We start from the raw sequence: 24,498 nt of genomic DNA on the forward strand, positions 1-24,498 counted from the left end.
TGGTCAGGACGCGCGGGAACGCAGGCGCTGGATGAGGCGCTGGGCCACGAAGACGAGGATGAGCAGCAGGAACATCGCCCAGGCGACGGTCGCCGAGCGGCCCATCTGGTAGTTCTTCCAGCCCTCCTCGTACAGCAGCAGACCGAGGGTCTGGTACTGGTTGTCCGCTCCGCCCGTGACTCCGTTGGGGCCCTGTCCGAAGATCAGCGGTTCGCCGAACAGCTGCGTCGCGCCGATGGTGGAGAGGACGATGGTGAAGACGATGGTCGAGCGGATTCCGGGCACGGTGACGTGGGTGAACTGCTTCCAGCGGGAGGCTCCGTCGATGGCGGCGGCCTCGTAACGCTCGGCGGGGATGGCCTGCATGGCGGCGAGGTAGAGCAGCGCGTTGTATCCGGTCCACCGCCAGATGACGATGGTGGAGATCGCGACCTGGGCGGGCCACTTGTCCGCCTCCCAGTCCACCGGGTCCAGGCCGACGAGTCCGAGCGCCCAGTTGATCATGCCGAAGTCGCGTTCGAAGAGCATGGTGAACACGAGGGCGGCGGCACCGACGGAGGTGGCGTAGGGGACGAGCGAGGCGATGCGGAAGAAGAGCGAGCCCCGCATCTTGTAGTTGAGCAGGTGGGCCAGGCCGAGCGCCATCAGCAGCTGCGGCACCGTGGAGATGACGCCGATGGTGACGGTGTTGGCCAGGGCGTTCCAGAACCGGGGGTCGCTCCAGAGTTCGACGTAGTTGTCGAACCGCACCCACTCCATGACGTCGAGAGTGGCCAGCTCCACCCGGTGCAGGGAGATCCAGGAGGTGTAGACGAGGGGGTAGAAGCTGAACGCGGCGAACACGACGAAGAACGGGGCGACGAAGGCGTACGGTGCGCCCTTGACGTCCAGCCGGTGGAGCAGCGCGCCCCGCCGCCGGCTCGCGTCGCCGCCCGGCGCGCGGGACGGTCCCCGACGCTCCTGGCCTGCCTGGGCCTTGGTGGTGGAGGTGGCCACCGGAGTTCCTTCCTGAGACGGAGATGTGAGCCGCTGCCGGGGCCCGCCCGCGTGGTGCGGGCGGGCCCCGGCGGCCGGAGGGCGACGGTCAGCCGACGGCCTTCTCGATGCGCTGCGCGGTGGTCTGCCAGGCCTTGTCCCGCGAGGTGCCCTGCTCGACCAGGGTCAGCCCCTGGGAGAAGGTGTCCTTGATCGTGCCGTCCTTGCGGCCCAGGACCTGCTTGTCCGGGATCTCCCGGGCGGCGGCGCCGAAGATCTGGCCGATCGGGGCGTTGTCGAAGTACTCGGAGGTCCCGTTCCGCACCTCGGCGGACTCCAGCGCCTTCTTGGAGGACGGGACGCTGCCCTGCTTCTGGAAGATGTGCGCCTGCTGCTCGGGGGCGGTCAGCCAGGCGACGAGCTTCTTGGCCTCTTCCTGCACCGGGCTCTGCTTCACCACGCCGAGGAAGGAGCCGCCCCAGTTGGCGCCCTTGGGCGCCTTGGCGACATCCCACTTGCCCTTGTTGGCAGGACCCGCCTTCTCACCGATGTGGCCGAGCATCCAGGCCGGGCAGACGGTCGTGGCGAAGGTGCCGTTGGCCAGGCCCGGGTCCCAACCGGGCTGGAACTGGCGCAGCTTGGCGGTCAGCTGCGCCTCGGCCGCGTCGGCGGCCAGGTTCCAGGCTTCCCTGACGACGGGGTTCTTGTCGTAGATCAGGTCACCCTTGGCGTCGTAGTACTGCTCGGAGTGGCCGTAGACCATGGCGTTGAACAGACCACTGGCCGCGTCCATGAAGGCCACGCCGTCACCCTTGAAGCCCTTCTGGAAGGTACGGCCGACCTCCACGTACTTCTTCCAGTCGCCCTGCCACAGCTTGGCGACCTCCTCGCGGTCGGTGGGCAGACCGGCCTTCTCGAAGTGGTCCTTGCGGTAGCAGACGGCCATGGGGCCGATGTCGGTCCCCAGGCCGAGCACCTTGCCGTCGGCGGTGGTGATCTGGGACTGCTTCCAGGGCAGGAAGTGGTCCGTGCCGCTGAGGCCGGCGAAGTCCGCGAACTTGTCGGCCTGGGTGTCGACGATCTCCTTGGCCCGGCCGATCTCGATGCCCTGGATGTCCTTCAGGCCCTTGCCTCCGGCCAGCCGCGTCTGGAGGGCGGTGTAGTAGGTCTGCTCGTCGCCGGCTATCTCGGCCTGGATGTCGACGTTCGGGTTCTCCTTCTCGTACTGCTCCAGGAGGCCCGTCTCCTTGAAGCCCATCACGCCGTACATGCCCATGGTGATGGTGACCTTGCCGTCCTTCCTGCCGCCGCCCGTCGCCGAGTCGTCGCCGGCTCCGCAGCCGACGACGAGCGCGAGCGCGCCGACGGCGGCGGTGACCGCGACCGCCCTGGTGCGCGGTGTCCTGCGAGCAGTGCTCATGACTTTCCTCCTCGTGACGGCGCTGGGCGCGCCGGGGTGGCGGTGGGGGCAGGGGGCGACGGCGGCTCGGTGGGAACGTGCCCATCGCGGGGTGGGAACGTGCCCACCGATGGGTCGAAGACTCGTGGTGTCGAGCCCTTCATGTCAATGGCTTGTAAACAATTCGCTGCGAAACCGGGCGCCCGGCGTTCGTTTCATGGCCATGGGAGGGTGAGGGCGCCGCCATTCCGTCTGCCACAATTGCCGCTGGTCACGTCCGCCGCGTCGCCGCGGCAGCCGCTCGGAGGAGCACATGACAGGGAACCGCCAGCCCACGATCAAAACCGTCGCCGCTCGTGCCGGGGTCGGGCGGACCACGGTGTCCCGCGTGGTCAACGGCTCCGATCTGGTGAGCCCGGAGGCCCGCGAGCGCGTCCTTGCGGCGATCAAGGAACTGAACTACGTTCCGAACTCGGTGGCCCGGGGGCTGGTGACCAGTCGCACCGACTCGGTGGCCCTCGTGATCCCGGAGTCCGAGAGCCGGCTCGGCTCGGAGCCGTTCTTCGCCGCCTTGATCCGCGGCGTGAGCGCGGCGCTGGCCGACACCCGGACTCAACTGCAGCTGACACTGGTCCGCGACCGGTCCGAGCGGGACCAGATGCTCGCCTCGGTGACCACCCGCCGGGTCGACGGCGTGCTGCTGGTCTCCGTCCACGCGGACGACCCGCTGCCCGGCATGCTGGAGGAGATGGGGCTGCCCACCGTGCTGGCCGGCCGCCGGGGCGAGGGGGAGGAGCTGAGCTACGTCGACTCCGACAACGCGGGAGGCGCCGCCGCGGCCGTCCGGCACCTGCTGGACACCGGCCGCCGCCGCATCGCCACCATCACCGGGACGCTCGACATGGACGTCGGCCGCAGCCGCCTGGCCGGATGGCGCGACGCCCACCGCAGGGCGGGCGTGCGGGCGGACGAATCCCTCGTGGAGAGCGGCCACTTCACCGAGGAGGGGGGTCGCCGCGCGATGCGTTCGCTTCTTGAACGCGCGCCTGACCTCGACGCCGTGTTCGCCGCGTCGGACCTCATGGCCGTCGGCGCCCTGGCCGAACTCCGCGTCCAGGAACGGCAGGTGCCGCGCGATGTCGCCATCGTCGGTTTCGAGGACTCCATCCTCGCCCGCCACGCGCACCCTCCGCTGACCACCGTGCGTCAGCCGGTCGAGGAGGTGGGGCGGACGATGGCCCGGATCCTGACCGACATCACCCGGCACGGCGCGGAACGGCAGCAGGTGACGTTGCCGACGGAGCTGATCGTGCGCGAGTCGTCATGACGCCCACGCCGACGGGACGGTGCTCGGAGGGGGCGGGAAGGCCGGCCGGCGACGTCCTCCCGGCCCCGGCGGCCGGAGCCGGGAGACGTCCTTCGGATCGCCTCGCCGGGGGAGACCCGAGGCGGATGCGGGGGGCTCGAAGTGGGGGCGGGTGACGGGGGCGGTTGCGGAGTGACACCCTGGGGCGATGCCATCCGAGACCTGCACCGAGAACGGCCTGCGGCATCTGCTCAACGAGTGGGATCCGATCGGTGTCGCTGACGTCGTGCGAGACGAGTACGACTGCATGCTCGACCCTCTCCTCCGACGGCTCCGCAGTGGCGCCGGCCGAAGAGAACTCGCCGAGTTCCTTCGGCGCGAGCTGACGGACCACTTCGGTCTTACGGTGCCGCCGTCGCAGCCGGAAGCGATGGCTGCCCGCCTGACGTCATGGTGGGCAGCTGCCGGCAGGGCGGACGGCACCGGCCAGTGAGCCACCTCTCGACAGCGACACCTCGTCCCATCAGCCCCGTCCGAGCGAGCACTCCATGCGCGCCGCCGGGACGAGAAGCCGCTCGCGCGCCGGCGAAGGGAGAGCGGGATCGCGACGTGCGAAATGCCCGGGGCGAGGGCGGATCGCGACGCACCCGGCGGCACGGGGGCGCGGGGATCACCCGCTTCGTCCGCGCCGGTGGCCGTGCCCGGGCGTGGACGGGAGCCGGCCGACGGGCCCCGCGTCGCCCGGTCACGTGACGCCCTCGGCGTCGGCGGTCACGAGGCCGGGCGGCTCCACCCCGAGGGAAGCCAGGGCGTGGCCCAGCAGGTGGAGCGGCCCGGCGGTGATGCCCGCCGCCCGCACCGCCCGCCAGTAGGACAGGCTCGTGGGAGCGTCGACCAGGCCTCGGACCAAGGGCACGTCCGCGCCGGACGCGTGCAGGAGGGACTCCGCGCGGCAGGAGGCCAGCGTGCCGGCGATCCCGTGCTGGGCAGCCGCCTCCGCCGCGGCGACGATGCCGGGCAGGCCGTCCGCAACGGTGCGCCGGGTGTCGCCCACGGACATCAGCCCTCCACCGACGACGAGAACGTCGCCGTGCTCGCGCATCCGGGCGAGCGCCCGGCCGGTGTCGAAGCAGTGCGGGAAACTGTCGTCCACGACGACGGCGCCGGGCCGCAACCGGTCCACGTCGAGGAGAGCGCGGTGCCCGCTGACCGCCGCGACGACCAGCCCCGCGCCGTACACGGCCTGCGGCAGTTCCGGGTCGGAGGGGTGGACGGCGATCTCCCGGGCCAGCCCGCGTTCACGCAGGGAGCGGGCCAGCTCCCGAAGGCGCGGACCGCTGCCGGGCACGTCGCACAGGACGAGCCGGGCGGGCGGCCGTTCGGCCAGGGTGAGCAGCAGCTCCAGCGACGAGGCGCCGATGGATCCGAGCCCCACGACGGCCGTCTCCAGGTCGGCCAGGTCGCGTCCGCTCGCGGCCAGCACGGCGTGCACCGTGCTCACCACGGAGACGACCGTGGCCGCGTGTCCGGTGGTGACCGAGGTCGTCGCGATGCGCTCATCGCGCAGCACGTCGAAGCCGTAGCCGGTCAGTGAGGGGATCATGCCGGCCAGGGAGACGCAGCGGGCGCCGTGGGCAGCGGCCGTCCGTACGGCCTGCGCGGTGCGGGCGGCCAGGGCCCGGTCGCCGGCGAGTTCGTCGGCGAACAGCGGCAGCGCGACGAAGCCGGAACGGCCCAGCGGCGTGGAGGTCGTCTCCAGCAGCCGCGGCTCGCCACCCGGGAACAGCAGGCGGCGGAGGTCCTCCCGCGCCGCGGGGGTGTCCGGCAGGCCCGTGAACCGGCTCAGCTGGGCGGGCGCGGGCAGATAGCCGACGAGTGCGGCGTCCAGGTCGTCCCCTGCGAGGCGCGGGACCCGCCGGGCGGGCCGGAAGGCCGGGGCACGATGGTCGGCGGATGGCGCGGTGCAAAGGAGCCGTTCGCGCAGTCCGTCGGCAAGGGCGGTGAGCGCGGCCGGGTCGAAGGCCGCCGCCGCGCCGCGCAGCGTGACCCTGAGCCGGTCCCCGTCGGGCCGCGCCGCCAGGAACACGTCGGTCCCGGCCGAAGGCGGTGTGAACCCGCTGTCCTCGGCCTCCTCGTCCCAGCGCACGGCCAGGACGTCCCCGCCCTGCGGGCCCAGCGCGCCGAAGTCGAGGAAGGTGAAGAAGAACTGCGACGTCAGCGGCAGGCCGTTCACGTCACGTGGCACGACGTCCTCGTGCACGCGCGCGGCGATCGTCTCCTCCACGACCCGGCGCAGGCGGCTCGCGAAGTCGTCGCCGCGGGGAACGACCGCGTCCGGTCCGAAGGGACGGACGGCGACGGCGGTGGCGTACGGCCCGAAGACGCGGTGGATGTCGGGCAGGGGATGGTCGCGCCCGGACACGGCCATGCCGATGACCAGGTCCTGCTGCCCGGTGTGGGCGGCGAGCACCTCGTGGTAGGCGGTGAGCACCGGAGCGTAGAGGGCGGAGCGCGCGTCGGCGGCGATCCTGCGGAGCGCACGGGTGGCGGCGGCGTCGAGGACGAAGCCGCGGGAGTGGAACTCCGGCGAGGGCGACGGTGGCCGCGCCGTCCCGTCGCGGTCCGGTGCCGTGCGCAGCTCGGGCCTGGCGTAGGGCGCGGACAGCACAGCGCGCCGTCGCCGCGCGTCGGCCGCCTCGGCCCGCGGCTCCCCCGCCCGCCCGGCCAGCTCCTCCGCGAACGCCCGGAAGGTGCCCCGCAGTCCGGGCAGCTCGGGTGCCCTGCCACGGCTCAGCGCGTCGTACACGGTGGTCAGTTCACCGAGCAGCAGGGCGGCGCTGTAGCCGTCGCCGATCACGTGGTGGGCGTGCACGACGAGCACGTGCTCACGAGGGGCCAGGGTGAGCACCCGCAGCCGCAGAAGCGGCCAGGCCCACGGCTCGAAGCGGCGGGACCGTTCCTCCTCGCACCGCCGCGCCGCCTCGTCCGGCCCGGACACGGCCGCGAAGTCGACCGGCAGCCGCAGCGACGCGGGCAGCTCCTGCTGCACCGGCGGCCGCGCCCCGGCCGGGAAGACCGTGCGCAGCATCGGATGCCGGGCCACCAGCACGTCCACGGCCCGCTGGAACAGCTCCCGGTCGAGCGGACCGGTCAGCCGCAGCCGGGCCAGCCAGGAGGCCCCGGTGCCGGGGGCGAGGGCCTCGGCGAGCAGGAAGCCGCGCTGGCTCGGGGTGACCGGGTAGGCCGACACCCCGGCAAGGTCCGACACCCCGGCGCCGGCGAGGTCACCCGTACCCGCCCCCGTACCGTTACCGGCACCCGTAGGACCCGTGCCGGCACCCGCCCCCGCACCGCCGGGGTGGTCCCCACCGGCTCCGCCGTCAGCCTCGGACCCGGCCCCGGCCGCACCGGCGGCCCGGTCGATGGCCCCGGCCGCACCGGCGGCCCGGTCGATGGCCCCGGCGAGCGCGGCCAGGGTGCGGTGCCGGTACACGGCGGTGGGCCTGGGCAGCGGACCGACGCCCAGCCCGGCGAGCCGGCCGAACACCCGCAGCGCCAGCAGCGAATCGCCGCCCAGCTCGAAGAAGTCGTCGTCCGCTCCGACCCGGTCGACGCCGAGCAGCTCGCACCAGATGCGCCCCAGCCGCTCCTCGGTGCCCATGGTGGCGGACGGCGGTACGTCCGCCACCACGGCCCGCTCACGCGCCGTCGACAGCGCCCGCCGGTCGACCTTGCCTGTCCCGGTCAGCGGCAGCGCGTCCAGCACCGTGACCTGCGCCGGCACCATGTAGGGCGGCAGCGTCCGCGCCATGTGGCGCCGCAGCGCCACCGCGTCCACGTCCGCCCCGGCAACCGGGTCCCGGAGCACGGCGAAGGCGACCAGCCGCCCTTCGGCGGCCATGACGACCGCCTGCGCGACGTCGGCACACGAGCGCAGTACGGCCTCCACCTCGCCGGGCTCCACCCGGTGGCCCCGAATCTTCACCTGGTCGTCGAGGCGGCCCACGAACCGCAGCGCACCGTCGGGCAGCACCTCCACCCGGTCACCGCTGCGGTACCAGCGGCGACCGTCCCGCTCGGTGAACGCGGCCTGGGTGAGCCCGGGTTCGCCGAGATATCCGGCCGACAGTCCCACGCCCCCGATCAGCAGTTCGCCGGTGCCGCCCGGGCCGAGCGGCGCCCCGTCGGGGCCCACGACGAGCAGCTCGGTTCCGAAGAGCGCACGGCCGATGGGCAGTGCCGCGACCTCCTCGCCCGGGCGCTCGGTGACGACGTGGAAGGTGGCGTTGATGGTGGTCTCGGTCGGTCCGTAGAGGTTGACGATCGTCTGCCCGGGCCCGAACAGGTCGTACCAGCGGCGCACCCAGTCCGCCCACAGCACCTCACCGCCGACGTGGACGAGGCGCAGCGCGGACAGGTCCGGCAGCGGCTCACCACGCCGGACGAGCTCCTCGGCCGCGCACAGCAGCCGCTCCCACAGCGACGGCACCGAACTCCACACGGTGATCCGGGACCGCGCCACGTGGTGCAGCAGCAGCTCCGGGTCGCGTACCAGATCGCGGTCGGCGGTCACGACGGTGGCACCGGTCAGCAACGGCGCGAGCAACTGCCGCACGGAGGCGTCGAAGCAGGGCGAGGACGTGTTGGCGAGGCGGTCGCCGGGGCCGTAGCCGAAGGTGGCCGACGCCCAGTCGAGGTAGTTCTCCATGGCACGGAAGGTGATGGGCACGCCCTTGGGGCGGCCGGTCGAGCCGGAGGTGAAGATGACGTACGCCGTCGCGTCGGCATCCGCCGTCCCGCTCGGGACGTCCTCGGCCGGCCCGGCGCCCGCGGCCGGGTCCGCCACGACCACCGGCACGGCCGTCAGGGCGGTGATCGCCCGCGCGGTGGCGTCGGTGCGGTCGTCGTGCACGACGAAGCGCACCCCGCACCGCCCGGTCTGGTCCGCCAGCCGGGCCACCGGGGACTCGGCGTCCAGCGGCACCCATCCCGCGCCCGCGCGGAGGATGCCGACCACGGCGATCACGGTGCCGGGGCCTGGCGTGGTGAGCATGCCCACCAGGTCGCCCCGGCGTACGCCCTTCTCCCGCAGACGCCGGGCGAGGGCACCGGTAGCCTCGTCCAGTTCCCGGTACGTCAGGGCGCGTCGGCCGTCGTCCACGGCGACCGCGTCGGGGGCGGTGCGGAACCGCTGCAGGAGCCTGCCGACCACGGTCGACCGGCGTCCGTCAGCCGGGCCAGGAACGGGTCCGGCCTCCGGGGCGCGCAGCTCCCGCTCGAAGGCGGCGGCGAGACGGGTGACCGTCGCGGGGGTGAAGAGGCGCGCGGGGAAGTTCCAGGAGAGCCGCAGCGCGTGCCCGTCCTCCCAGCAGAGCAGACTCAGCCGGGTCGCGGCCGACCCGGTGCCCGCCGCGGTGGGCCGCACCGTCACGGGGCAGCCCGGGTCCAGGGGCGCGGGGAAGTGGGCGTAGCTGAAGCTCGCGGGGCTCACCGTCCGCGGGCCCGACGCTTCGCCTGGCAGCAGCCGGGCGAGATCGAGGCTGCCGACCGAGGCATGCCGTTCGCTCTCCAGCCAGGCCGTGCGCACCCGGGCCGCGAGCCGGGGGAGTGGCTCGTCCGGGCCGGCCTCCAGCAGCACCGGCAGGGTGTCGGCGAGGGGGCCGACCAGCCGGTCGAGCCCCGGGAGCCGGGCGTCACGGCCGGCGCGGGCGACGTTGACGGCGACATCGCGCTGTCCGGTCCACCTGGCCAGGCAGCGGGCGTAGGCGGCGAGCAGGAGGTGGAAGAGGGAGACGTCCCAGCGGGCGGCCCGCTCGCGCAGGACGGCGACGAGGGTCTCGTCCAGGACACCGTGCTCGGCGACGAGCGGTCCGGAACCCTCGTCGGGGTCGGGACGTCCGTCGTAGGGCAGCGTCAGGGGGGAGCGGTCCGCCAGGCGGGCCGTCCAGTACGCGGTGTCCTCGGCGCGGACGGCGGGCACTCCTCCCTCGGCGACGGCGGCGAAGGCGGCGAAGTCCGCGCCGGGCGGCAACGGGGCCGGGCCGCGGCCCAGGACGAGGTCGGTGTAGATCGTCCAGAGTTCCGTACAGAGGATGTTGAGGCTGTAGCCGTCCGCGGCGACGTGGTGCACGGCGAGCACCAGATGCGCCACGTCGGGCTCCCCGGTCAGCAGCAGCGCCCGCAAGGGCGGCTCCTCCGCGAGGTCCAGCGGCCGGTTGGCCAGCTCCGTCTCGAGCGCTTCGAGGGCATCCCCGCTCTCGGGACACGGCCGGGTCTCGAACCACACGGAGGGTTCGGCGCCCGGTGTCACAATCTGGTGCGGTGCGCGGGAGGGACCGTCCTCGTCCAGCCCGATCCGCACGCGCAGCATGCCGTGCCGCTCGGCGAGCGAGGCGAGGGCGCGGCGCAGCAGACCGGGGTCGAGGGGCCCGTGCACGGTCTGCCGCACCCAGCCCCGGGCCGGGGTCTCGGGGTAGAGGACGCTGCTGGTGTACAGGGCCAGTTGTACGGGGGTGAGGGGGAACGGCACGCCCTCCGCGACACCGCCCGTCGTCCCCTTCGAGACGGGGCTCCGCGTGACGGTGGCCGAGCCGGGGCTCCCCCGCTCGGCCGGCGCGGCGGCGGCGTCGAGGTGGGCGCAGAGTTCCCGCACCGTCCGGTACTCGAAGAACAGCGTCGTCGGCAGGTCCCGTCCCAGCGCACGTTCCAGCCGCCGCACCAGATCGACCGCGGTGAGCGAGTCCAGTCCGAGGGAGAAGAAGGCGGCGTCCTCGTCGACCGCCTCGGCTGACAACCGGAGGGCGTCGGCGAGGAGGGCGCGTACGAGCGAGCGCGTGTCACCCGCCGTGCCGGCTGACGCGGCGTCGGCCGGAGCCGGAGCCGGAGCGGGGAGGGAGGGGCGAACCGGAGCGGGCGCCGAGCGCCGGGGACGAGGTACGGGTGCCACGAGGCCGCTGTCGCCGGCGCCGCCGGAAGCACGGACATGGCCGGTGTCGCCGCAGCCATGGAGGTCGGCGACCACAAGCTGAGCGGCGTCTGCGGAGCACGCCGCACGCACGGCACGCAGCGCTTCGGCCGGCGTGAGGGGTGCGCCTCCGGCGCGCAGAGGCATGCGCTCCGCCGCCGTGGCGGCGAGCCCCGTGCGGGCGACGGCGCCGAGGTTCAGCGCCAGCCACCGGCGGCCCGCAGCGCGTTCGGCCGCCGCGAAGGCGTCGAGGTAGGCGTTGGCAGCGGCGTAGTCGCCGAGGGCTCCCGCCGCGCCGGGGAGCACGGAGGCCACCGAGGAGAAGGCCACGCACAGCGCCGGACGGTGCCCGTGGCGGCGCAGCGCGCGGGCCAGGAGTCGCGTCCCGAGGGTCTTGGCGGCCAGGGAGCGCCCGGTGTCGTCCTGGTCGGTGCCGCGCAGGGAGCCGGGCGTGACCACCCCGGCCAGATGGAGCACGACGTCGGGCGCCGGGACGTGGGCGAGTACGGCGTCGAGCTGTCGTTCGTCGGTGACGTCGGCCTGCCGGTAGCGGGCGTCCGCACCGAGCGCGACGAGTTCCGCCAGCAGGGCGGCCGGGGGTCGCGGGGACCGGCCCGTCAGGACGAGCGTGGGGCGGCCGCGCCCGGCGAGATCCCGCGCGAGGGCGGCGCCGAGACCGCCCGCGCCACCGGTGATCAGATAGACACCGTCCGCGGGCAACGGGCCGACCGGACCGGCCTGGTCTCCCTCCCCAGCCCGGCAGGCTGGGCCCTCGCGTTCGGCTCGGTTCGTCGACGTGGTTCGGTCCTGGCGTTCGGCTCGGTTCGCCGGCGCCGTTCGGTCCTGGCGTTCGGCTCGGTTCGTCGACGTGGTTCGGTCCTGGCGTTCGGCTCGGTCCGTCGGCGCCGTTCGGTTCTCCCGTGCAGCCAAGCCTGCCGACGCCCCATCGTCCGCCCGCACCGCCCGTCCAGCCGGCTTCGCTCGGTCCGGCGTGGCGTCGCCGGGCCATGGCTCGACCCCCCGCACCAGCCGCGTGCCGCCGCGCCAGGCGGCCACGGACACGTCGCCGTCCGACGCGGACAGCTCGGCCACGACGCTCGCGAGTCTCCGTTCGGGCGTGTCCCGCGAGGACAGGTCGGCGCAGACGAGCCCCGCGCCCTCGGTCTCCTCCGGGAACGCGAGAGCGAGCCCGGTGAGCAGGGCCTGTCCAGGACGCGGCGCCGCCTCGTCCTCCGCGCCCGTGTCGTGCGCGTCCTCGGTGAGCAGCAGCAGCCGCCGCGCCCCCGCCCGGTCGAACTGGAGCAGCGTGTCCCGGAAGGCGGCCACGGCCTCCGTACCGGTGGTGTCGTCGTCCGTCGTCCGCGCGAGGTGGACGACGGTGTGCGCGGACTGCGTGCCCGCCTCGGCCACCGGCACCCCCTGGTCGGCGAGCCGCGCGGACAGCTCCCGCACCGCCTTACCGTCGGGCCCGGCGACCAGCGTGAGGGGCATCGGCCCGACCGCCCGCAGCGCCTCGGTGAGCGGAACGGGCGTCCACGCGACCCGGTGCAGCAGCCGAGCGGCGTCGGGGCCGGGCCAGTAGGCCCGCCGCTGGAAGGGGTAGGTGGGCAGCGGTACGCGTCGTCCCGTCGGCGCGAGGGCGCCGAGATCGACGGTGACTCCGCGTGTCCACAGCCGCGCGACGGTTCGTACCAGCCCGTCCCGGCCCCCGCCGTCCTCTCCGCGCGGGGCCGACAGGGCGGAGAGCGTGACCGGCGCCGTCCCCGGCCGGCCGGCCGCGGCGAGACGCACGGCCCCCGGCAGATCGGTGCCCAGCCCGATCTCGACGAACGTGTCGAAACCGTCCTCGACGAGCCGCCGGGCCGCGTCCTCGAACACCACCGGCCGCAGCGCGTGCTCCCGCCAGTGGGAGGCGTCGGGAGCCGGCGCCCAGTCGCCCGTGAGCGTACTCAGCAGCGGCACCCGGGCGGTCCCGGGCGTCAAGGCGCGGGCGGCGTCGTGCAGCGCCCGCGCGGCCGGCTCCATCAGCGGCGAGTGGAAGGCACGCGTGACCGGGAGGCGGCGTGCGGCGACTCCCCGCCCGGTCAGCCCGGCCACCGCGTCCTCGACCGCGCGCACGGTCCCGGACAGCACCCGGCGGCCGGGGGCGTTGCGCGCGGCGACGGTGAGGGCGCCGTCGGACGCGGCGACGAGCGCCTCCACCGCGTCGTCCGCCCCATGGACGGCGGCCATCGCGCCGTGCTCGGTCAGCTCGGCGAGGAGCCGGCCGCGTTCGGCGGCGAAGCGCACCGTGTCGGACAGCGACAGCCTGCCCGCCACGCAGGCGGCGGCCAGTTCTCCGACGCTGTGGCCGCAGACGGCGTCCGGCGCGACGCCCCACGCCCCCAACTGCCGGGTGAGCGCCACGGCGAAGGCGACGAGGGCGGGCTGGGCGATCTCGGTGCGGGCCAGGTCGGCCGGGTCGACGCCGGGGTCGACGCACCAGTCGGTCAGCGCACGGCCGTGCAACGGGCCGAGGCAGGCGGACGCTTCGTCGAGGGTGTCCCGGAACACGGGGGCGGTGGCGTACAGGTCCGCCGCCATTCCCGGCCGCTGCGTGCCCTGTCCGGGAAAGAGGAAGGCGAGGCGGGGGCGTGTCCGCACGGTGCCGGCGGACACGCCCGGTCCTCGCGGCGGGAGGGCGGCGGGACCGTCGGGTGCGGCGAGAGCGGCCAGACGTGCGCGCACGTCTCCGTCGCAGACGATCGCGAGCCGGTGGGGGTGGGCGTCGCGGGCCGTCCCCGCGGTGAGGCACAGGTCGGCCTCGGTGATGTCCGGGTGGGCGGCCACGTGGGCCGCAAGGTCCCGGACGAGGGCGCGCAGCGCTGCCGGTGTGGTGGCGGAGAGCGCGAGGAGGTGAGGGCTGTCCGCCGGCCCCTTCACCCGACCCGTACGGCCGGAGAGCGCGGAGGTCACCCGAGCCGTACGGCCGGAGGGTGCCGGTGTCGCCGGATCCGTACGGCCGGGTGCGGGAGCCTGCTCCAGGACGGCGTGCGCGTTGGTGCCGCCGAAACCGAAGGCGTTGACGCCCGCGAGGAGCGGGCCGCCCGAGTCCGGCGCGGGCCAGGGCACGAGCCGGCCGGGCACCTGGAACCCGGACCCCGCGACCGGCGCGGCGGGCGGCTCGGCGTGCAGCGAGGGCGGCACCTGACCGTGGCGCAGCGCCAGCACCACCTTCACCAGGCCGGGCAGCGCGGCGGCGTTCAACAGGTGGCCGATGTTGGTCTTGGCCGAGCCCAGCAGCCGTGCGCGTCCGCCGGGCAGGGGCGGGAAGGCGTGCGCGAGCGACGCCAACTCGACCGGGTCTCCGAGGGCCGTACCGGTGCCGTGCGCCTCGACGTACGTCACCTCGGCCGGGTCGACGGCCGCGGCGGCGTGGGCGGCGGTGATGACCTCGCGCTGGCGGGCGGGGTTGGGCGCGAGCAGGCTCAGGGAGGTGCCGTCGTTGTTGACGGCGGTGCCCCGGACCACGGCGAGGAGGTCGTCCCCGGCCCGCCGGGCGTCCGCCGCCCGCCGCAGCACGAGCACCGCGCCGCCCTCACCGGGCGCGAAGCCGTCCGCGTCGGCACCGAAGGCCCGGCTGCGGCCGGTCGGCGACAAGGCCTGCGCGGCGTGCAGCATGCGGTGAGCGGTCGGGGTGAGGTGCAGGTTGGCCCCGCCGACGAGGGCGAGGTCGCACTCGCCGTCCGCGAGGCTGCGGCGGGCCAGGTGGAGGGCGACCAGGGCGGAGGAACAGGCGGTGTCGACGGCGAGGGCGGGACCGTCCAAGTCGAAGTGCTGGGCGATCCGGGCGGCGAGGAGGTTGGGCAGGTTCCCGGTCAGCGCGGCCGGCGGCAGCTCCGTGCCCTCGGCCCGTGCCGCCCGCTCCAGCAGTTCCCGGTAGCCGCTGTCCCCGGCCGTCATGAAGACGCCGATGCGCCGGCCGCGGCGGCGCGGACCGGCGTACCCGGCCCGCTCCAGGGCCTCGTGGGCCAGCTCCAGCAACAGCCTGGCCTGGGGGTCGAGGGCGTGGGCCTCCGCGTCGCCGATCCCGAAATGAGCGGCGTCGAATCCCGCCGGGTCCTTCAGGAACGCCCCCCACCGGGCCGCGGGCACGTGCTCGTCGGCCCACCGGTGGGGCGGTGCCGGTGTGACGAGGTCCCGCCCTTCGGAGAGCAGCCGCCAGTACGCGTCGGGGGTGGCGGCTCCAGGGAAGCGGCAGGCGAGACCGACGACGGCGAGGGTGCCGTCCGCCCGCCGGCCGGGCTCGCCGGAGCCGTCGGTTCCTTCGGCGCGTTCCGCCTGTCGGCGGTCCGGCCGCGTCTCCCCTTCCGTCCGTTCCAGCAGATGGTCGACGACACCGGTGACGGTGTCCGCCGCCCCGGCGCGCAGCGTCGCCGTCTCCAGCGGTACGCCGAAGACGTCCTCGAGCGTGACCAGTACCTCCATCGCCTTCAGCGAGGTCCCCCCGAGAGCCCGGAACGACGTACGGGTGCCGATCCTCTCCGCGGGGAGCCCGAGCACGCCGGCCCACACCTCGCGCACGGCGCGTTCGACCGCCGCCCGCGACCGGGGCACACCCCGGCCGCCCGTCTCGCGCCCGGCGGGAGGGGGCGCCGTGTCGCCGGGGACGCGGGCGACGACGCGGGTGTAACGGCCGGCCTCGAACCGGTCGCGCAGCACATGGCGCCGTATCTTGCCGCTGGTGGTGCGGGGGAACCGGCCGGGCGGCAGGGCGACGACCCGTACGTCGTCGTGGAAGAGGGCCTCGCCCACCCGGTCCGCGACGCGTCGCAGGACCTCGTCGGCCGAGCGGGGCGGACGGGCCCAGGCGACGCACACCACCACGCGTTCGTGGCCCGTGACGGGGTCGGTGGAGCCGACCACCGCCGCCGGTCCGGCCGGCAGCCCCGGTGTACCCGCGGCGACCTCCTCCAGGTCGGGGGCGTGGAACTTCAGCCCGTTCAGGAAGAGCACGTCCTTGTGCCGGCCGCTCACGCACAGCCGACCTTCCCGGAGGAATCCCAGATCGCCGGTGCGGAGCCAGCCTTCGGCGGTGAAGGCCGCGGCAGTGGCGTCGGGCAGTCCCCGGTAGCCGCGGGCGAGCTGCGGCCCGCGCACCTCGACGTGTCCCACGCGCCGCTCCCCGAGCGCCCGTCCGTCGTCGCCGACGATCCGTACCGAGCAGCCGGGGACGGGGTGGCCGAGGTCCATGAGCTCCACGACGTCACCGGCCGCACCTCCCGCCGCATCGGAAGAGGCGGAGGCGGTGGAGGTCTCGCCGGGTCCGGAGGCGTCCACCACCCTGCCGCGGCCGAGCGCGCCGCGCCGCACCGCCACCGGCACGGCGACCTCGTTCGGCGGCGGGAACGTCACGGCGAGCGTCGCCTCGGCCAGTCCGTAGACCGGCTGGAGAGCGTGTTCCGCCAGCCCCGCCGGTCGCGTACGGCGGACGAAGTCGCGCCAGACGGTGGCGGAGATCGGTTCGGCCCCGACCACCAGGCGCCGTACGCTTCTCAGGTCGAAACGCGCCATGTCGGCGTCCGGTATCCGCCGGGCAGCCAGGGCGAGCGCGAAGTTGGCGGCTGACAGATGGGTGGCGCGGTGCGCGGTGGCCGTCTCGAACCAGATCCCCGGCCGCCGGGCGAACGCCATCGGCCCGATCTTGACCTGCCGTGCACGGGCGGCGAGCGGCGCGAGATGGGTGCCGATCAGCCCCATGTCGTGGAAGTACGGCATCCAGCTCACCACCACGTCGGCAGCGCCCAGATCGGAGACGGCCACGATCTGCCGCAGGTTGGCCGTCACCGCGGCGTGGGTCAGTTCGACCCCCTTCGGCTGTCCCGTACTGCCCGAGGAGAACTGCACGAACGCCGGATCGTCCGGCCGGCACGGAACGACCGCGCCGTCCCCGTCCGGCGCCTCGCCGTCCAGCAGCCCTTCCACCCGCACGACGGCAGGCTCCGCGTCCGCCGTCAGGTGCGCCGCCACCTCCGCCCCCGCCGCGTCGACGAACAGCGGCGGCCGGCCGAGATGCTCCCATACGGGCACCACCCGCCGGGCGTCCGCGGCGAGCGGCACCGGGACCAGACCGGCACCGATCAGCCCCCAGAACATCATCTGGAAGTGCTCGCTGCACTCGGCGACCAGCGGAACACAGGTGCCGGGGGCCACACCGGACGCCCGCAGACCGTGGGCGATCCGCACCGCGTCCGCCAGCAACTGCCGATAGGGCACGACATGTTCCGTGCCGTCGCCCCGCACGTGCACGGTCACCTGCTCGGGAGCCCGCCGGGCGGCGTCCCGTAGGACGTTCCAGAGGATGTCGTCGCTCATGTCGTCCGCTCACAGCAAGTCGAAGGAGACCATGCCGCGGGTGGGGCGGCACTCCGTCCGCGAGTCCGCGTGACGGAGCCGAGCCGTACGGCAGGGGGCCGGGCGGCCCACACCGTCGCGAGCCGTCCGTACGGTAACCCAGCGATCTTGTCGCCAGCGAGGTCGGCCTCGGCACCGGGCGCCCGAAACAGGCGTCCAGGAAGCCCGGTCGGTGCGTGCGCGCGATGGTCGACGCCGCACCCGTCCGTGCGGCCGGGCAGGTGCCGCCCTGCCCGGGTACCCACGGAGCTGCCGGGCAGCGGCGGAACGACCTCAGACCACGGAGAGCAGGTCCACCACGAAGACGAGCGTGGAACCGGCCGGGATCAACGGCGAGGGGGACTGGTTGCCGTAGCCGAGGCGTGGCGGCACGATGACCTCGCGCCGACCGCCGACCCTCATCCCCCTGATTCCCCGGTCCAAGCCCTTGATGACCCTGCCGCCGCCCACGGCGAACTTGAACGGCAGCCCCTGGTCCCACGAGGCGTCGAACTCCCTGCCGGACGCGAAGGCGACCCCGACGTAGTGAACCTGGACAACCCTGCCCGGCCTCGCCTCGGGCCCGTCCCCGACGACGAGGTCCCGGAGGGTCAGCTCCGAGGGAGCGTCGCCTTCCGGAAGGCCGATCGCGGGTTTCGTCGGTTCACTCATCGCCGTCTCTTCTCTCTCCGCCGGAAGCGCTGCACGGACCGGCCGGGCAGGTGGCCGGCCCCCCGCCGTACATGATGACGCTGCGGAGAACGCCGATCGACCGGACTCCGTCCCACCCGGCGGCGCACGTCGCGAAGCATCCGGGGCACGACGTTCGGCGAAAAGGCCTACGTCGCCGGGACTGCGGCGGGGTCTCCGCGTCCCGTGCCGCGCCACCGCGGCGCCGGCGGAACAGCGGGCGGAGGCGTTTGAAACGCACGGCCGGGACTTCGCGAGGACGTCCGGCCGCGCGGGACCGCCGTGGCTCAGCCGCCGCTCTTGCGCCTGAACGACCGCTGGCTCGAAGCCGGTCCGTGCGCCGCCCGGACCTTCGACCCACCCGGTCTGGCGGCGACATCGGCCGCGTCCGCCTGCGCACCGCGCTTGTGCGCGAGGGCTTCGCGGAACCTGCGCTTGAGATCGTCGGTGCCTTCGCCGTCCGGCACCAGAGGGGACGCCTCGGAGGCGGTCGGCTCCGAACCTTCCGTGGGCACGGGCTCTGCGGTCATGGTGACCTCCTGGGGTTCGGGGACGGGCGAGCACAGCTTGTCATGCCGGGCCCGGTGCGGGGTGCCGGCACCCTCATCCCGATCCGTTTCGGGGGGTATGCCCCGGCGGAGGGCACGGCCTCCGTACACATGAATGACAAGAAGCTGTCACACGCGGACCGGAATGCGGGTCCGGCGGACGTCCGTTCTGCATGGCATGACTGTTGGAGTAGCACTCAACGCCTCCGGCGCCCGGAACCAGGTCGACGCGAGCGTGGAGCTGGCCACGGAGGCCGCGGCCGCCGGGCTGCGTTCGGCCTGGTTCGGCCAGACCTTCGGCGCCGACTCACCCCAGCTCGCCGCGATCGTCGGGCGCGCGGTACCCGGACTGCAGGTGGGCACCTCCGCGATCCCCGTCTTCGGCCGCCACCCGCTCCTCGTCTCCAGCCAGGCCCAGACCGCCCAGGCCGCGACCCACGGCCGCTACCACCTCGGTCTGGCCCTGGGCACCAGGCTGCTGACGGAGACCGGCTTCGGACTGCCCTTCGAACGCCCCATCGCCCGCTTACGCGAATTCCTCACCGCATTCACGCAGTTGACGCGGACCGGCACGGCCGACTTCCACGGTGAGCTGCTCACCGCCACCACCCCGGTCCCGGCACGGGTACCGGGCGCCGAGAGCGGCGTCCCCGTGCTCGTCGCCGCGATGGGGCCGCAGGCGCTGCGGGTCAGCGGTGAGCTGGCCGACGGAATCCTGCCGTACCTCGCGGGCCCGCGCGCCCTGGCGGACCACATCGTCCCCGCCCTGACCGCGGCGGCGGAGGCCGCCGGCCGTCCCGCGCCCAGGATCGTCGCCCTGGTGCCCGGCGTGGTCACGGACGACGTGGACGCGGTGCGGGTGAAGGCGATCGACAACCTCGCGTTCTACGAACAGATCCCGTCCTACGCGCGGGTCATCGAACTGTCCGGCGGCCGCCGGGCCGCCGACGTCGCCGTGATCGGCGACGAGAAGGCGGTCGAGGCCGAAGTCCGACGCTACCGCGACGCGGGAGCCACCGAAGTCGTGTTCTCGAGCACCGAGATCGCGGGAGAGGCGGCCCGGCGCCGCACGTGGGCGCTCCTCGGCCGACTCGCCGGATGAGCAGGCCCCTCGGGTATCGGCCCGGCCGCTGCCCTGCACCCCTGTGCGAGGCCGAGCCTCGCGTGACGAAGGAGAACGCATGACCACCGAAGTGACCACGACCGACCTCCAGGCCTTCGCCGAGAACTGGGCGGAGTGGTACCGCGCCCAGGAGGCGAGGCTCGCCGACCCGCACGGGTTCCTGGCCATCACCGGCCTGCACTGGCTGGACGACCGGCCGCAGCGCTTCCCCGACGCGCCCGGCGCGTGGCACACCGGCCGCGACGGGGTCACGGTACAGCTCGACGACGGCGAGGAACTGGTCATCGGTGGTACGCCGGTGCGCGGTGAACACCGCTTCGGCGTGCTCGCCGAGCGCAGTGGCATCGACGCGGTCTGGGGGGACGCCGTCATCGAGGTCGCCAAGCGCGGCGGCCACGACATCCTGCGCCCCCGGCACCCGGACGCGCCGCTGCGCACCGCCTTCGCCGGGACACCCGCCTACGCCCCCGACCCCCGCTGGTCCGTGACGGGCCGGTACGTCCCCTTCGACGAGCCGCGGCCGACCACCGTGGGCGCGGCCGTCGAGGGCCTTGAGCACGTGTACGACGCCCCCGGCAGGATCGAGTTCGAGCTGCACGGGCGCCGGCAGTCCTTGACCGCGTTCCCCGGACATGGTGGCGGCCGGCTGATGGTGCTCTTCACCGACGCGACCTCCGGGGTCACCACCTACTCCGCCAACCGGTCCCTGACCGTCGAGCCGCCCGCTGCCGACGGCACGGTGGTGCTCGACTTCAACCGCGCCGCGAACCTGCCGTGCGCCTACACGGACCTGGCCACCTGCCCGCTTCCGCCGGCGGAGAACCGGCTGCCGGTGGCGATCGAGGCAGGCCTGAAGATCCCCCGCGAGCGCGGCGGTTCGTGAGGCCGGGCCGCGGGGGCCACGGCGAGGCGGAGGCCGGGGGAGTGGTCTCCCGGTCGTTCTACCCGCAGCTGTCGGCCTGCAGAGAGACCCGGTCCGGGCCGTGGGCCACGTGGCGGCGCAGTACGTGTGCCCGGATGAGGCGGACGCGTGGCGGAATGGGGACGCGGACGGGTTCGCGGCTCCAGCGGACCCACAGGGACAGATGGCCGAGTTCGGCGGCTTGCGTGAGCTTGTCGAGCGAGAGGAGCTTGCTGGTCCGGTCGATCTCGATGCTGATGGGCGCTCCTTTGCCGGAGCGGTGCCTGAGCTGAAGATCGAGCCGCCTGGCGCGTGGGGCGTCCGGTCGGGAGGGCAGGAGGACCTCCCGCCGGGCGTCATATCCGAGGCCTGTGGCCCATGCGGATATCGAGTCGGTGAAGAACCTGGTCACCTCCGGCGCGGACAGGTCGGTGAACTGCCGGCTGTTGAGCCAGGCCCGTAAGGAGACGGCGGCGGCATCGAGTCCCGAGTGCGACATAGTGCGAGTATCCGGTGCGGCACTGACACCGGGGGAGGCCTGCAAGAGCGGGTCCCGGCTGCCGAACCCCGCTGACGCGTTTCGTCGGCGCCGGCCCGACCCCGCCACCCGCCCCGGTCCGCCGGCGGAGATCCGGCCCTGCGAACCCGTCCGCGCTCCGACGAGTCCTCGTCGCGCCGGGTGGGGCTCCGCAAAGGGCATCGCCGAACGGCAAATTACATCGTCACAATCCATTTCCGCCCCGGGTGGAACCGGCGGCACGGCGCTTGATCAACAACTGCTGCTCCATGCCACTCTTCTATCGAACGCACAGGAGTTTGGAGCTGGAGGTACGCCACCCGTGGCGGCGAACAACATCCCCACCGTCAAGGGACGACGTCTGGGAGCGGAGCTGCGCCGGCTCCGCATGGCCAGCGGCCTGACCGGAGTCCAGGTGGCGGCACACCTGCTGATCTCCCAGGCCAAGGTCAGTCACATGGAGACCGGCCGCCGTGCCGTCAGCGCCCGCGACGTGCGCGACCTGTGCGAGCTCTACGGTGTCACCGACCAGAGTGTCGTCGACTCCCTGATGGAACTGGCCAGGGCGGCGAGCCGGCAGGGCTGGTGGCACTCCTACGGCGACATCCCCCACAGCATGTACGTCGACCTGGAGACGGTGGCCACCTCCGTCGACGCCTACGAGCCCATGCTGATCCCCGGTCTTCTCCAGGCCCCCGCCTACGCGGCCGCCGTCATCGACGAAACGATCCCCCTGCTCACGGTCGAACAGGCCGCCGCGTGCCTGAAGGTGCGGCTTCGCCGTCAGCACCGGATCTACGACCCCGCCCGCGGCCTTCGCCTGAGCGTCGTCCTGGACGAGTCGACCCTGCGGCGCGTCGTCGGAAGCCGGGAGATCATGCGCGAACAACTGGACCACCTGTACACACTGAGCATCGAACCGCACATCACCGTGCAGGTCCTCCCTCACGCCGCGGGCGCTCACCCGGGCATGCTGGGGCAGTTCTCCATCCTGCGCTTCCCCGACAGCCGCGAGCCGGTGGTCTACCTGGAGAGATTCACCAGCGACATGTCCCTGGACCGGCCTTCCGACGTGCAGCAGTACCGCACGGCCTACGCACGCCTGCAGGCTCAGGCCCTCAGTCCGGCCGACTCGCGGCATTTCCTGAGCGGTCTGGTCGGATGACCCGAGGTCCCGTCCGGCGTGCGTGCCGGGGTGGACGTGGCGTACCACGCGTGGGGAGCCACAGAGAAGCAGCTCGTTCTGACGTGGAGGCGTTGATGGCCGTTCGCCGAGTCGTACCCGACATCCGGTCGGAGGCAGCCCAGGAGAGCCGGGAGTTCTACGGCCTGCTGGGCTTCGAGGAGGTGATGAACCTCGGCTGGATCATGACCCTCGCCTCCCCCTCCGCCCCGGCGGCACAGATCAGCGTCATGTCCGGTGACAGGACCGCGCCCGTCACACCGGACATGAGCATCGAGGTGGACGACGTGGACGACGTGGACGACGTGGACGCGGCCTACGAGGCCATGCGGGGGAGCGGTGCGGAGATCGTGCATCCCTTGCAGGATGAGGAGTGGGGAGTGCGACGCTTCTTCGTCCGCGACCCCGGCGGACGGGTGGTCAACGTCCTGAGCCACCGCTGACGCCCCACCCCCGGGAGCCCCCGCCAGGCGGTCGACGGACCCGCCCCTGCCCGGCGGTCCGAGAGGAAGCGAAAGGTTTCGACCGCCTCTCGGCCGGTCTGAGGCGCCATCGACGCGGCGCGGCGGTGACGATGCCCTGCCGTGTCCGCGAATCGTCGCGCCACCCTCCTCGAATGCCTGTCAAACGCCCAAGTCGGCACCCGCTTCCCCGTCGTGTGCCCCGCGAAGTTTTCGGCGTCCTTTGCGAATCATGCGCGAGGTGTTGACGTCGTTCGCCCGCTCCCTATGATTCAGGTTGCCCGAAGCGTCGAACTGCGTTCGATATATCGGACAGGCGGCGCTGGTCGCCGTGTGAGCGGGGCGTCGCGGGAGCCCGTGCCCGCGGCGACGCGACACCGCGAGGATGGCGCCGCTGTATGTCATGTACAGGCAAAAAGGAGGGGCGGTTCCCGTACCGGTCATGCCGGGGACCGCCCAGGGGCAGCCGTGGTGACGGGCCACCACGGACCGCCGGAACCACGCCACATCGACAGTCCGGGCAGCCTCCGACGGGCTGACCCGGAACCGTTGACTCACAGTCGAGGAAGTCCCATGCGCAGTGGAAGTATCGGCCGCGGACGCCTGTCCGCGGTGCTCACAGCCTGCATCGTGGCCCTGGTCGCACTGGCGGCGACGCTCGTCGCCGCCCCGGCTCAGGCGGCCACGAGTGGCGCTTTACGCGGTCTCGGGTCCGGCCGTTGTCTCGATGTGCCCGGCGCCGCCCAGGCCGACGGCACGTACCTGCAGATCTACGACTGCTGGGGCGGAGCCAACCAGCAGTGGACGCTGACGGACGGCAATCAGCTGACCGTGTACGGCGGCAAGTGCCTGGATGTCCCGGGGCACGCCACCACGGCCGGCACGCGCGTGCAGATCTGGACGTGTTCCGGCGGAGCCAACCAGCAGTGGCGGGTGAACGCGGACGGCACGGTCGTCGGCGTGGAGTCCGGGCTCTGCCTGAACGCGGCGGGCTCCGGTACGGCCAACGGTACTGCGGTGGAGATCCGGACCTGCAACGGCGGGAGCAGCCAGAAGTGGACCGGCCTCTCCGCGGGCGGCACCTGCTCCCTTCCGTCGACATACCGCTGGACGTCGACGGGGGTCCTGGCGCAGCCGGCGAACGGGTGGGTCTCCCTCAAGGACTTCACCAGCGTGGTGCACAACGGCAAGCGCCTGGTCTACGCGTCCAACTCCTCGGGGACGTCGTACGGTTCCATGATGTTCAGCCCCTTCACGAACTGGTCGGACATGGCCTCGGCCGGCCAGACCGGGATGAGCCAGGCCGCCGTGGCGCCCACGCTCTTCTACTTCGCGCCCAGGAACATCTGGGTGCTGGCGTACCAGTGGGGTGCGTCGGCCTTCGTCTACCGCACGTCCGGCGACCCGGCGAACCCCCACGGCTGGTCCTCGCCGCAGCCGCTGTTCACCGGCAGCATCTCCGGCTCCAGTACCGGCCCGATCGACCAGACCCTGATCGGCGACGGGCAGAACATGTACCTGTTCTTCGCCGGTGACAACGGCAAGATCTACCGGGCGAGCATGCCCATCGGGAACTTCCCGGGGAACTTCGGCTCGTCGTACACGACGATCATGAGCGACACGACGAACAACCTCTTCGAGGCGGTGCAGGTCTACAAGGTCCAGGGCCGGAACCAGTACCTCATGATCGTGGAGGCGATAGGCGTACAAGGCCGCTACTTCCGCTCGTTCACGGCCTCCAGCCTGAGCGGTACGTGGACTCCGCAGGCCGCGACCGAGAGCAACCCCTTCGCGGGCAAGGCCAACAGCGGCGCCACCTGGACCAACGACATCAGTCACGGTGACCTGGTGCGCGACAACCCCGACCAGACCATGACCATCGACCCCTGCAACCTCCAGTTCCTCTACCAGGGCAAGTCACCCACCGCCGGCGGCGACTACGACCGACTGCCGTACCGGCCGGGCGTTCTCACCCTGCAGCGCTGACGCTCCGGGCCCGGTCCACGAAGCCGATGCCGGCCCGCGCCGGGCGCTCCGCTTGTCGACCGGGTCCTGACGC

At 73.5% G+C, this 24,498-nt stretch carries 13 protein-coding genes; 7 read left to right on the plus strand and 6 right to left on the minus strand.

Going from position 1 to position 24,498, the window contains the following annotated elements; translation table 11 throughout:
• Positions 1-3: 3 nt before the first annotated feature.
• Positions 4-996 carry a sugar ABC transporter permease gene (locus AB0K65_RS16705; protein WP_365717020.1) on the minus strand — a complete coding sequence of 331 codons (993 nt, stop codon included), beginning with the start codon at positions 994-996 and terminating at the stop codon, positions 4-6.
• An 88-nt stretch (positions 997-1,084) separates the two neighbouring features.
• Complete coding sequence (locus tag AB0K65_RS16710) at positions 1,085-2,395, minus strand: extracellular solute-binding protein (protein ID WP_365717022.1); 1,311 nt, start codon at positions 2,393-2,395, stop codon at positions 1,085-1,087.
• Between the two features lie 292 nt (positions 2,396-2,687).
• Between AB0K65_RS16710 and AB0K65_RS16715 the strand changes: the two genes are divergently transcribed.
• Together AB0K65_RS16715 and AB0K65_RS16720 are read left to right on the plus strand one after the other, a co-directional pair.
• Positions 2,688-3,701, plus strand: a complete 1,014-nt coding sequence (locus tag AB0K65_RS16715) for a LacI family DNA-binding transcriptional regulator (protein WP_365717024.1) — start codon at positions 2,688-2,690, stop codon at positions 3,699-3,701.
• Between the two features lie 187 nt (positions 3,702-3,888).
• The gene (locus tag AB0K65_RS16720) at positions 3,889-4,173 is read left to right on the plus strand and encodes a hypothetical protein (RefSeq protein WP_365717026.1); all 285 of its coding nucleotides are present in this window, start codon (positions 3,889-3,891) and stop codon (positions 4,171-4,173) included.
• Positions 4,174-4,425: 252 nt separating this feature from the next.
• Here AB0K65_RS16720 and AB0K65_RS16725 read toward each other — a convergent pair whose 3' ends face one another.
• From AB0K65_RS16725 to AB0K65_RS16735, 3 genes are all read right to left on the minus strand, one after another.
• The gene (locus AB0K65_RS16725) at positions 4,426-16,998 is read right to left on the minus strand and encodes an amino acid adenylation domain-containing protein (protein WP_365717028.1); all 12,573 of its coding nucleotides are present in this window, start codon (positions 16,996-16,998) and stop codon (positions 4,426-4,428) included.
• A 312-nt stretch (positions 16,999-17,310) separates the two neighbouring features.
• Positions 17,311-17,688, minus strand: coding sequence for an FKBP-type peptidyl-prolyl cis-trans isomerase (locus AB0K65_RS16730; RefSeq protein ID WP_365717030.1), 378 nt, complete (start codon positions 17,686-17,688; stop codon positions 17,311-17,313).
• Between the two features lie 305 nt (positions 17,689-17,993).
• Positions 17,994-18,236 carry a DUF5302 domain-containing protein gene (locus tag AB0K65_RS16735; RefSeq protein ID WP_365717032.1) on the minus strand — a complete coding sequence of 81 codons (243 nt, stop codon included), beginning with the start codon at positions 18,234-18,236 and terminating at the stop codon, positions 17,994-17,996.
• A 196-nt stretch (positions 18,237-18,432) separates the two neighbouring features.
• On the opposite strand from AB0K65_RS16735, the gene AB0K65_RS16740 reads away from it, so the two are divergent.
• A complete protein-coding gene (locus AB0K65_RS16740; protein WP_365717034.1) occupies positions 18,433-19,356 on the plus strand; it encodes an LLM class F420-dependent oxidoreductase in 924 nt (307 codons plus the stop codon).
• Between the two features lie 79 nt (positions 19,357-19,435).
• Positions 19,436-20,260, plus strand: a complete 825-nt coding sequence (locus tag AB0K65_RS16745; RefSeq protein ID WP_365717036.1) for a DUF1684 domain-containing protein — start codon at positions 19,436-19,438, stop codon at positions 20,258-20,260.
• 58 nt (positions 20,261-20,318) lie between these two features.
• Here AB0K65_RS16745 and AB0K65_RS16750 read toward each other — a convergent pair whose 3' ends face one another.
• On the minus strand, positions 20,319-20,777 hold the full coding sequence (locus tag AB0K65_RS16750) for a hypothetical protein (protein WP_365717038.1): 459 nt from the start codon (positions 20,775-20,777) through the stop codon (positions 20,319-20,321).
• Between the two features lie 340 nt (positions 20,778-21,117).
• Here AB0K65_RS16750 and AB0K65_RS16755 point away from each other — a divergent pair, with 340 nt between their 5' ends.
• The 3 genes from AB0K65_RS16755 (at position 21,118) to AB0K65_RS16765 (ending at position 24,425) form a co-directional block, all read left to right on the plus strand.
• The gene (locus tag AB0K65_RS16755; RefSeq protein ID WP_365717040.1) at positions 21,118-21,960 is read left to right on the plus strand and encodes a helix-turn-helix transcriptional regulator; all 843 of its coding nucleotides are present in this window, start codon (positions 21,118-21,120) and stop codon (positions 21,958-21,960) included.
• 95 nt (positions 21,961-22,055) lie between these two features.
• On the plus strand, positions 22,056-22,421 hold the full coding sequence (locus AB0K65_RS16760; RefSeq protein WP_365717042.1) for a VOC family protein: 366 nt from the start codon (positions 22,056-22,058) through the stop codon (positions 22,419-22,421).
• A 591-nt stretch (positions 22,422-23,012) separates the two neighbouring features.
• The gene (locus tag AB0K65_RS16765; protein WP_365717044.1) at positions 23,013-24,425 is read left to right on the plus strand and encodes a non-reducing end alpha-L-arabinofuranosidase family hydrolase; all 1,413 of its coding nucleotides are present in this window, start codon (positions 23,013-23,015) and stop codon (positions 24,423-24,425) included.
• Positions 24,426-24,498: the final 73 nt, after the last annotated feature.

The organism is Streptomyces sp. NPDC053755 (assembly GCF_040677675.1).
In the GTDB taxonomy this organism is placed as follows: Bacteria; Actinomycetota; Actinomycetes; order Streptomycetales; family Streptomycetaceae; genus Streptomyces.

What these genes read in the sequence shown, in the direction of transcription:
- AB0K65_RS16710 (WP_365717022.1), bottom strand. Translation starts at nt 2,395, where the DNA reads ATGAGCACTGCTCGCAGGACACCGCGCACCAGGGCGGTCGCGGTCACC.
- AB0K65_RS16715 (WP_365717024.1), top strand. Translation starts at nt 2,688, where the DNA reads ATGACAGGGAACCGCCAGCCCACGATCAAAACCGTCGCCGCTCGTGCC.
- AB0K65_RS16720 (WP_365717026.1), top strand. Translation starts at nt 3,889, where the DNA reads ATGCCATCCGAGACCTGCACCGAGAACGGCCTGCGGCATCTGCTCAAC.
- AB0K65_RS16725 (WP_365717028.1), bottom strand. Translation starts at nt 16,998, where the DNA reads ATGAGCGACGACATCCTCTGGAACGTCCTACGGGACGCCGCCCGGCGG.
- AB0K65_RS16730 (WP_365717030.1), bottom strand. Translation starts at nt 17,688, where the DNA reads ATGAGTGAACCGACGAAACCCGCGATCGGCCTTCCGGAAGGCGACGCT.
- AB0K65_RS16735 (WP_365717032.1), bottom strand. Translation starts at nt 18,236, where the DNA reads ATGACCGCAGAGCCCGTGCCCACGGAAGGTTCGGAGCCGACCGCCTCC.
- AB0K65_RS16740 (WP_365717034.1), top strand. Translation starts at nt 18,433, where the DNA reads ATGACTGTTGGAGTAGCACTCAACGCCTCCGGCGCCCGGAACCAGGTC.
- AB0K65_RS16745 (WP_365717036.1), top strand. Translation starts at nt 19,436, where the DNA reads ATGACCACCGAAGTGACCACGACCGACCTCCAGGCCTTCGCCGAGAAC.
- AB0K65_RS16750 (WP_365717038.1), bottom strand. Translation starts at nt 20,777, where the DNA reads ATGTCGCACTCGGGACTCGATGCCGCCGCCGTCTCCTTACGGGCCTGG.
- AB0K65_RS16760 (WP_365717042.1), top strand. Translation starts at nt 22,056, where the DNA reads ATGGCCGTTCGCCGAGTCGTACCCGACATCCGGTCGGAGGCAGCCCAG.
- AB0K65_RS16765 (WP_365717044.1), top strand. Translation starts at nt 23,013, where the DNA reads ATGCGCAGTGGAAGTATCGGCCGCGGACGCCTGTCCGCGGTGCTCACA.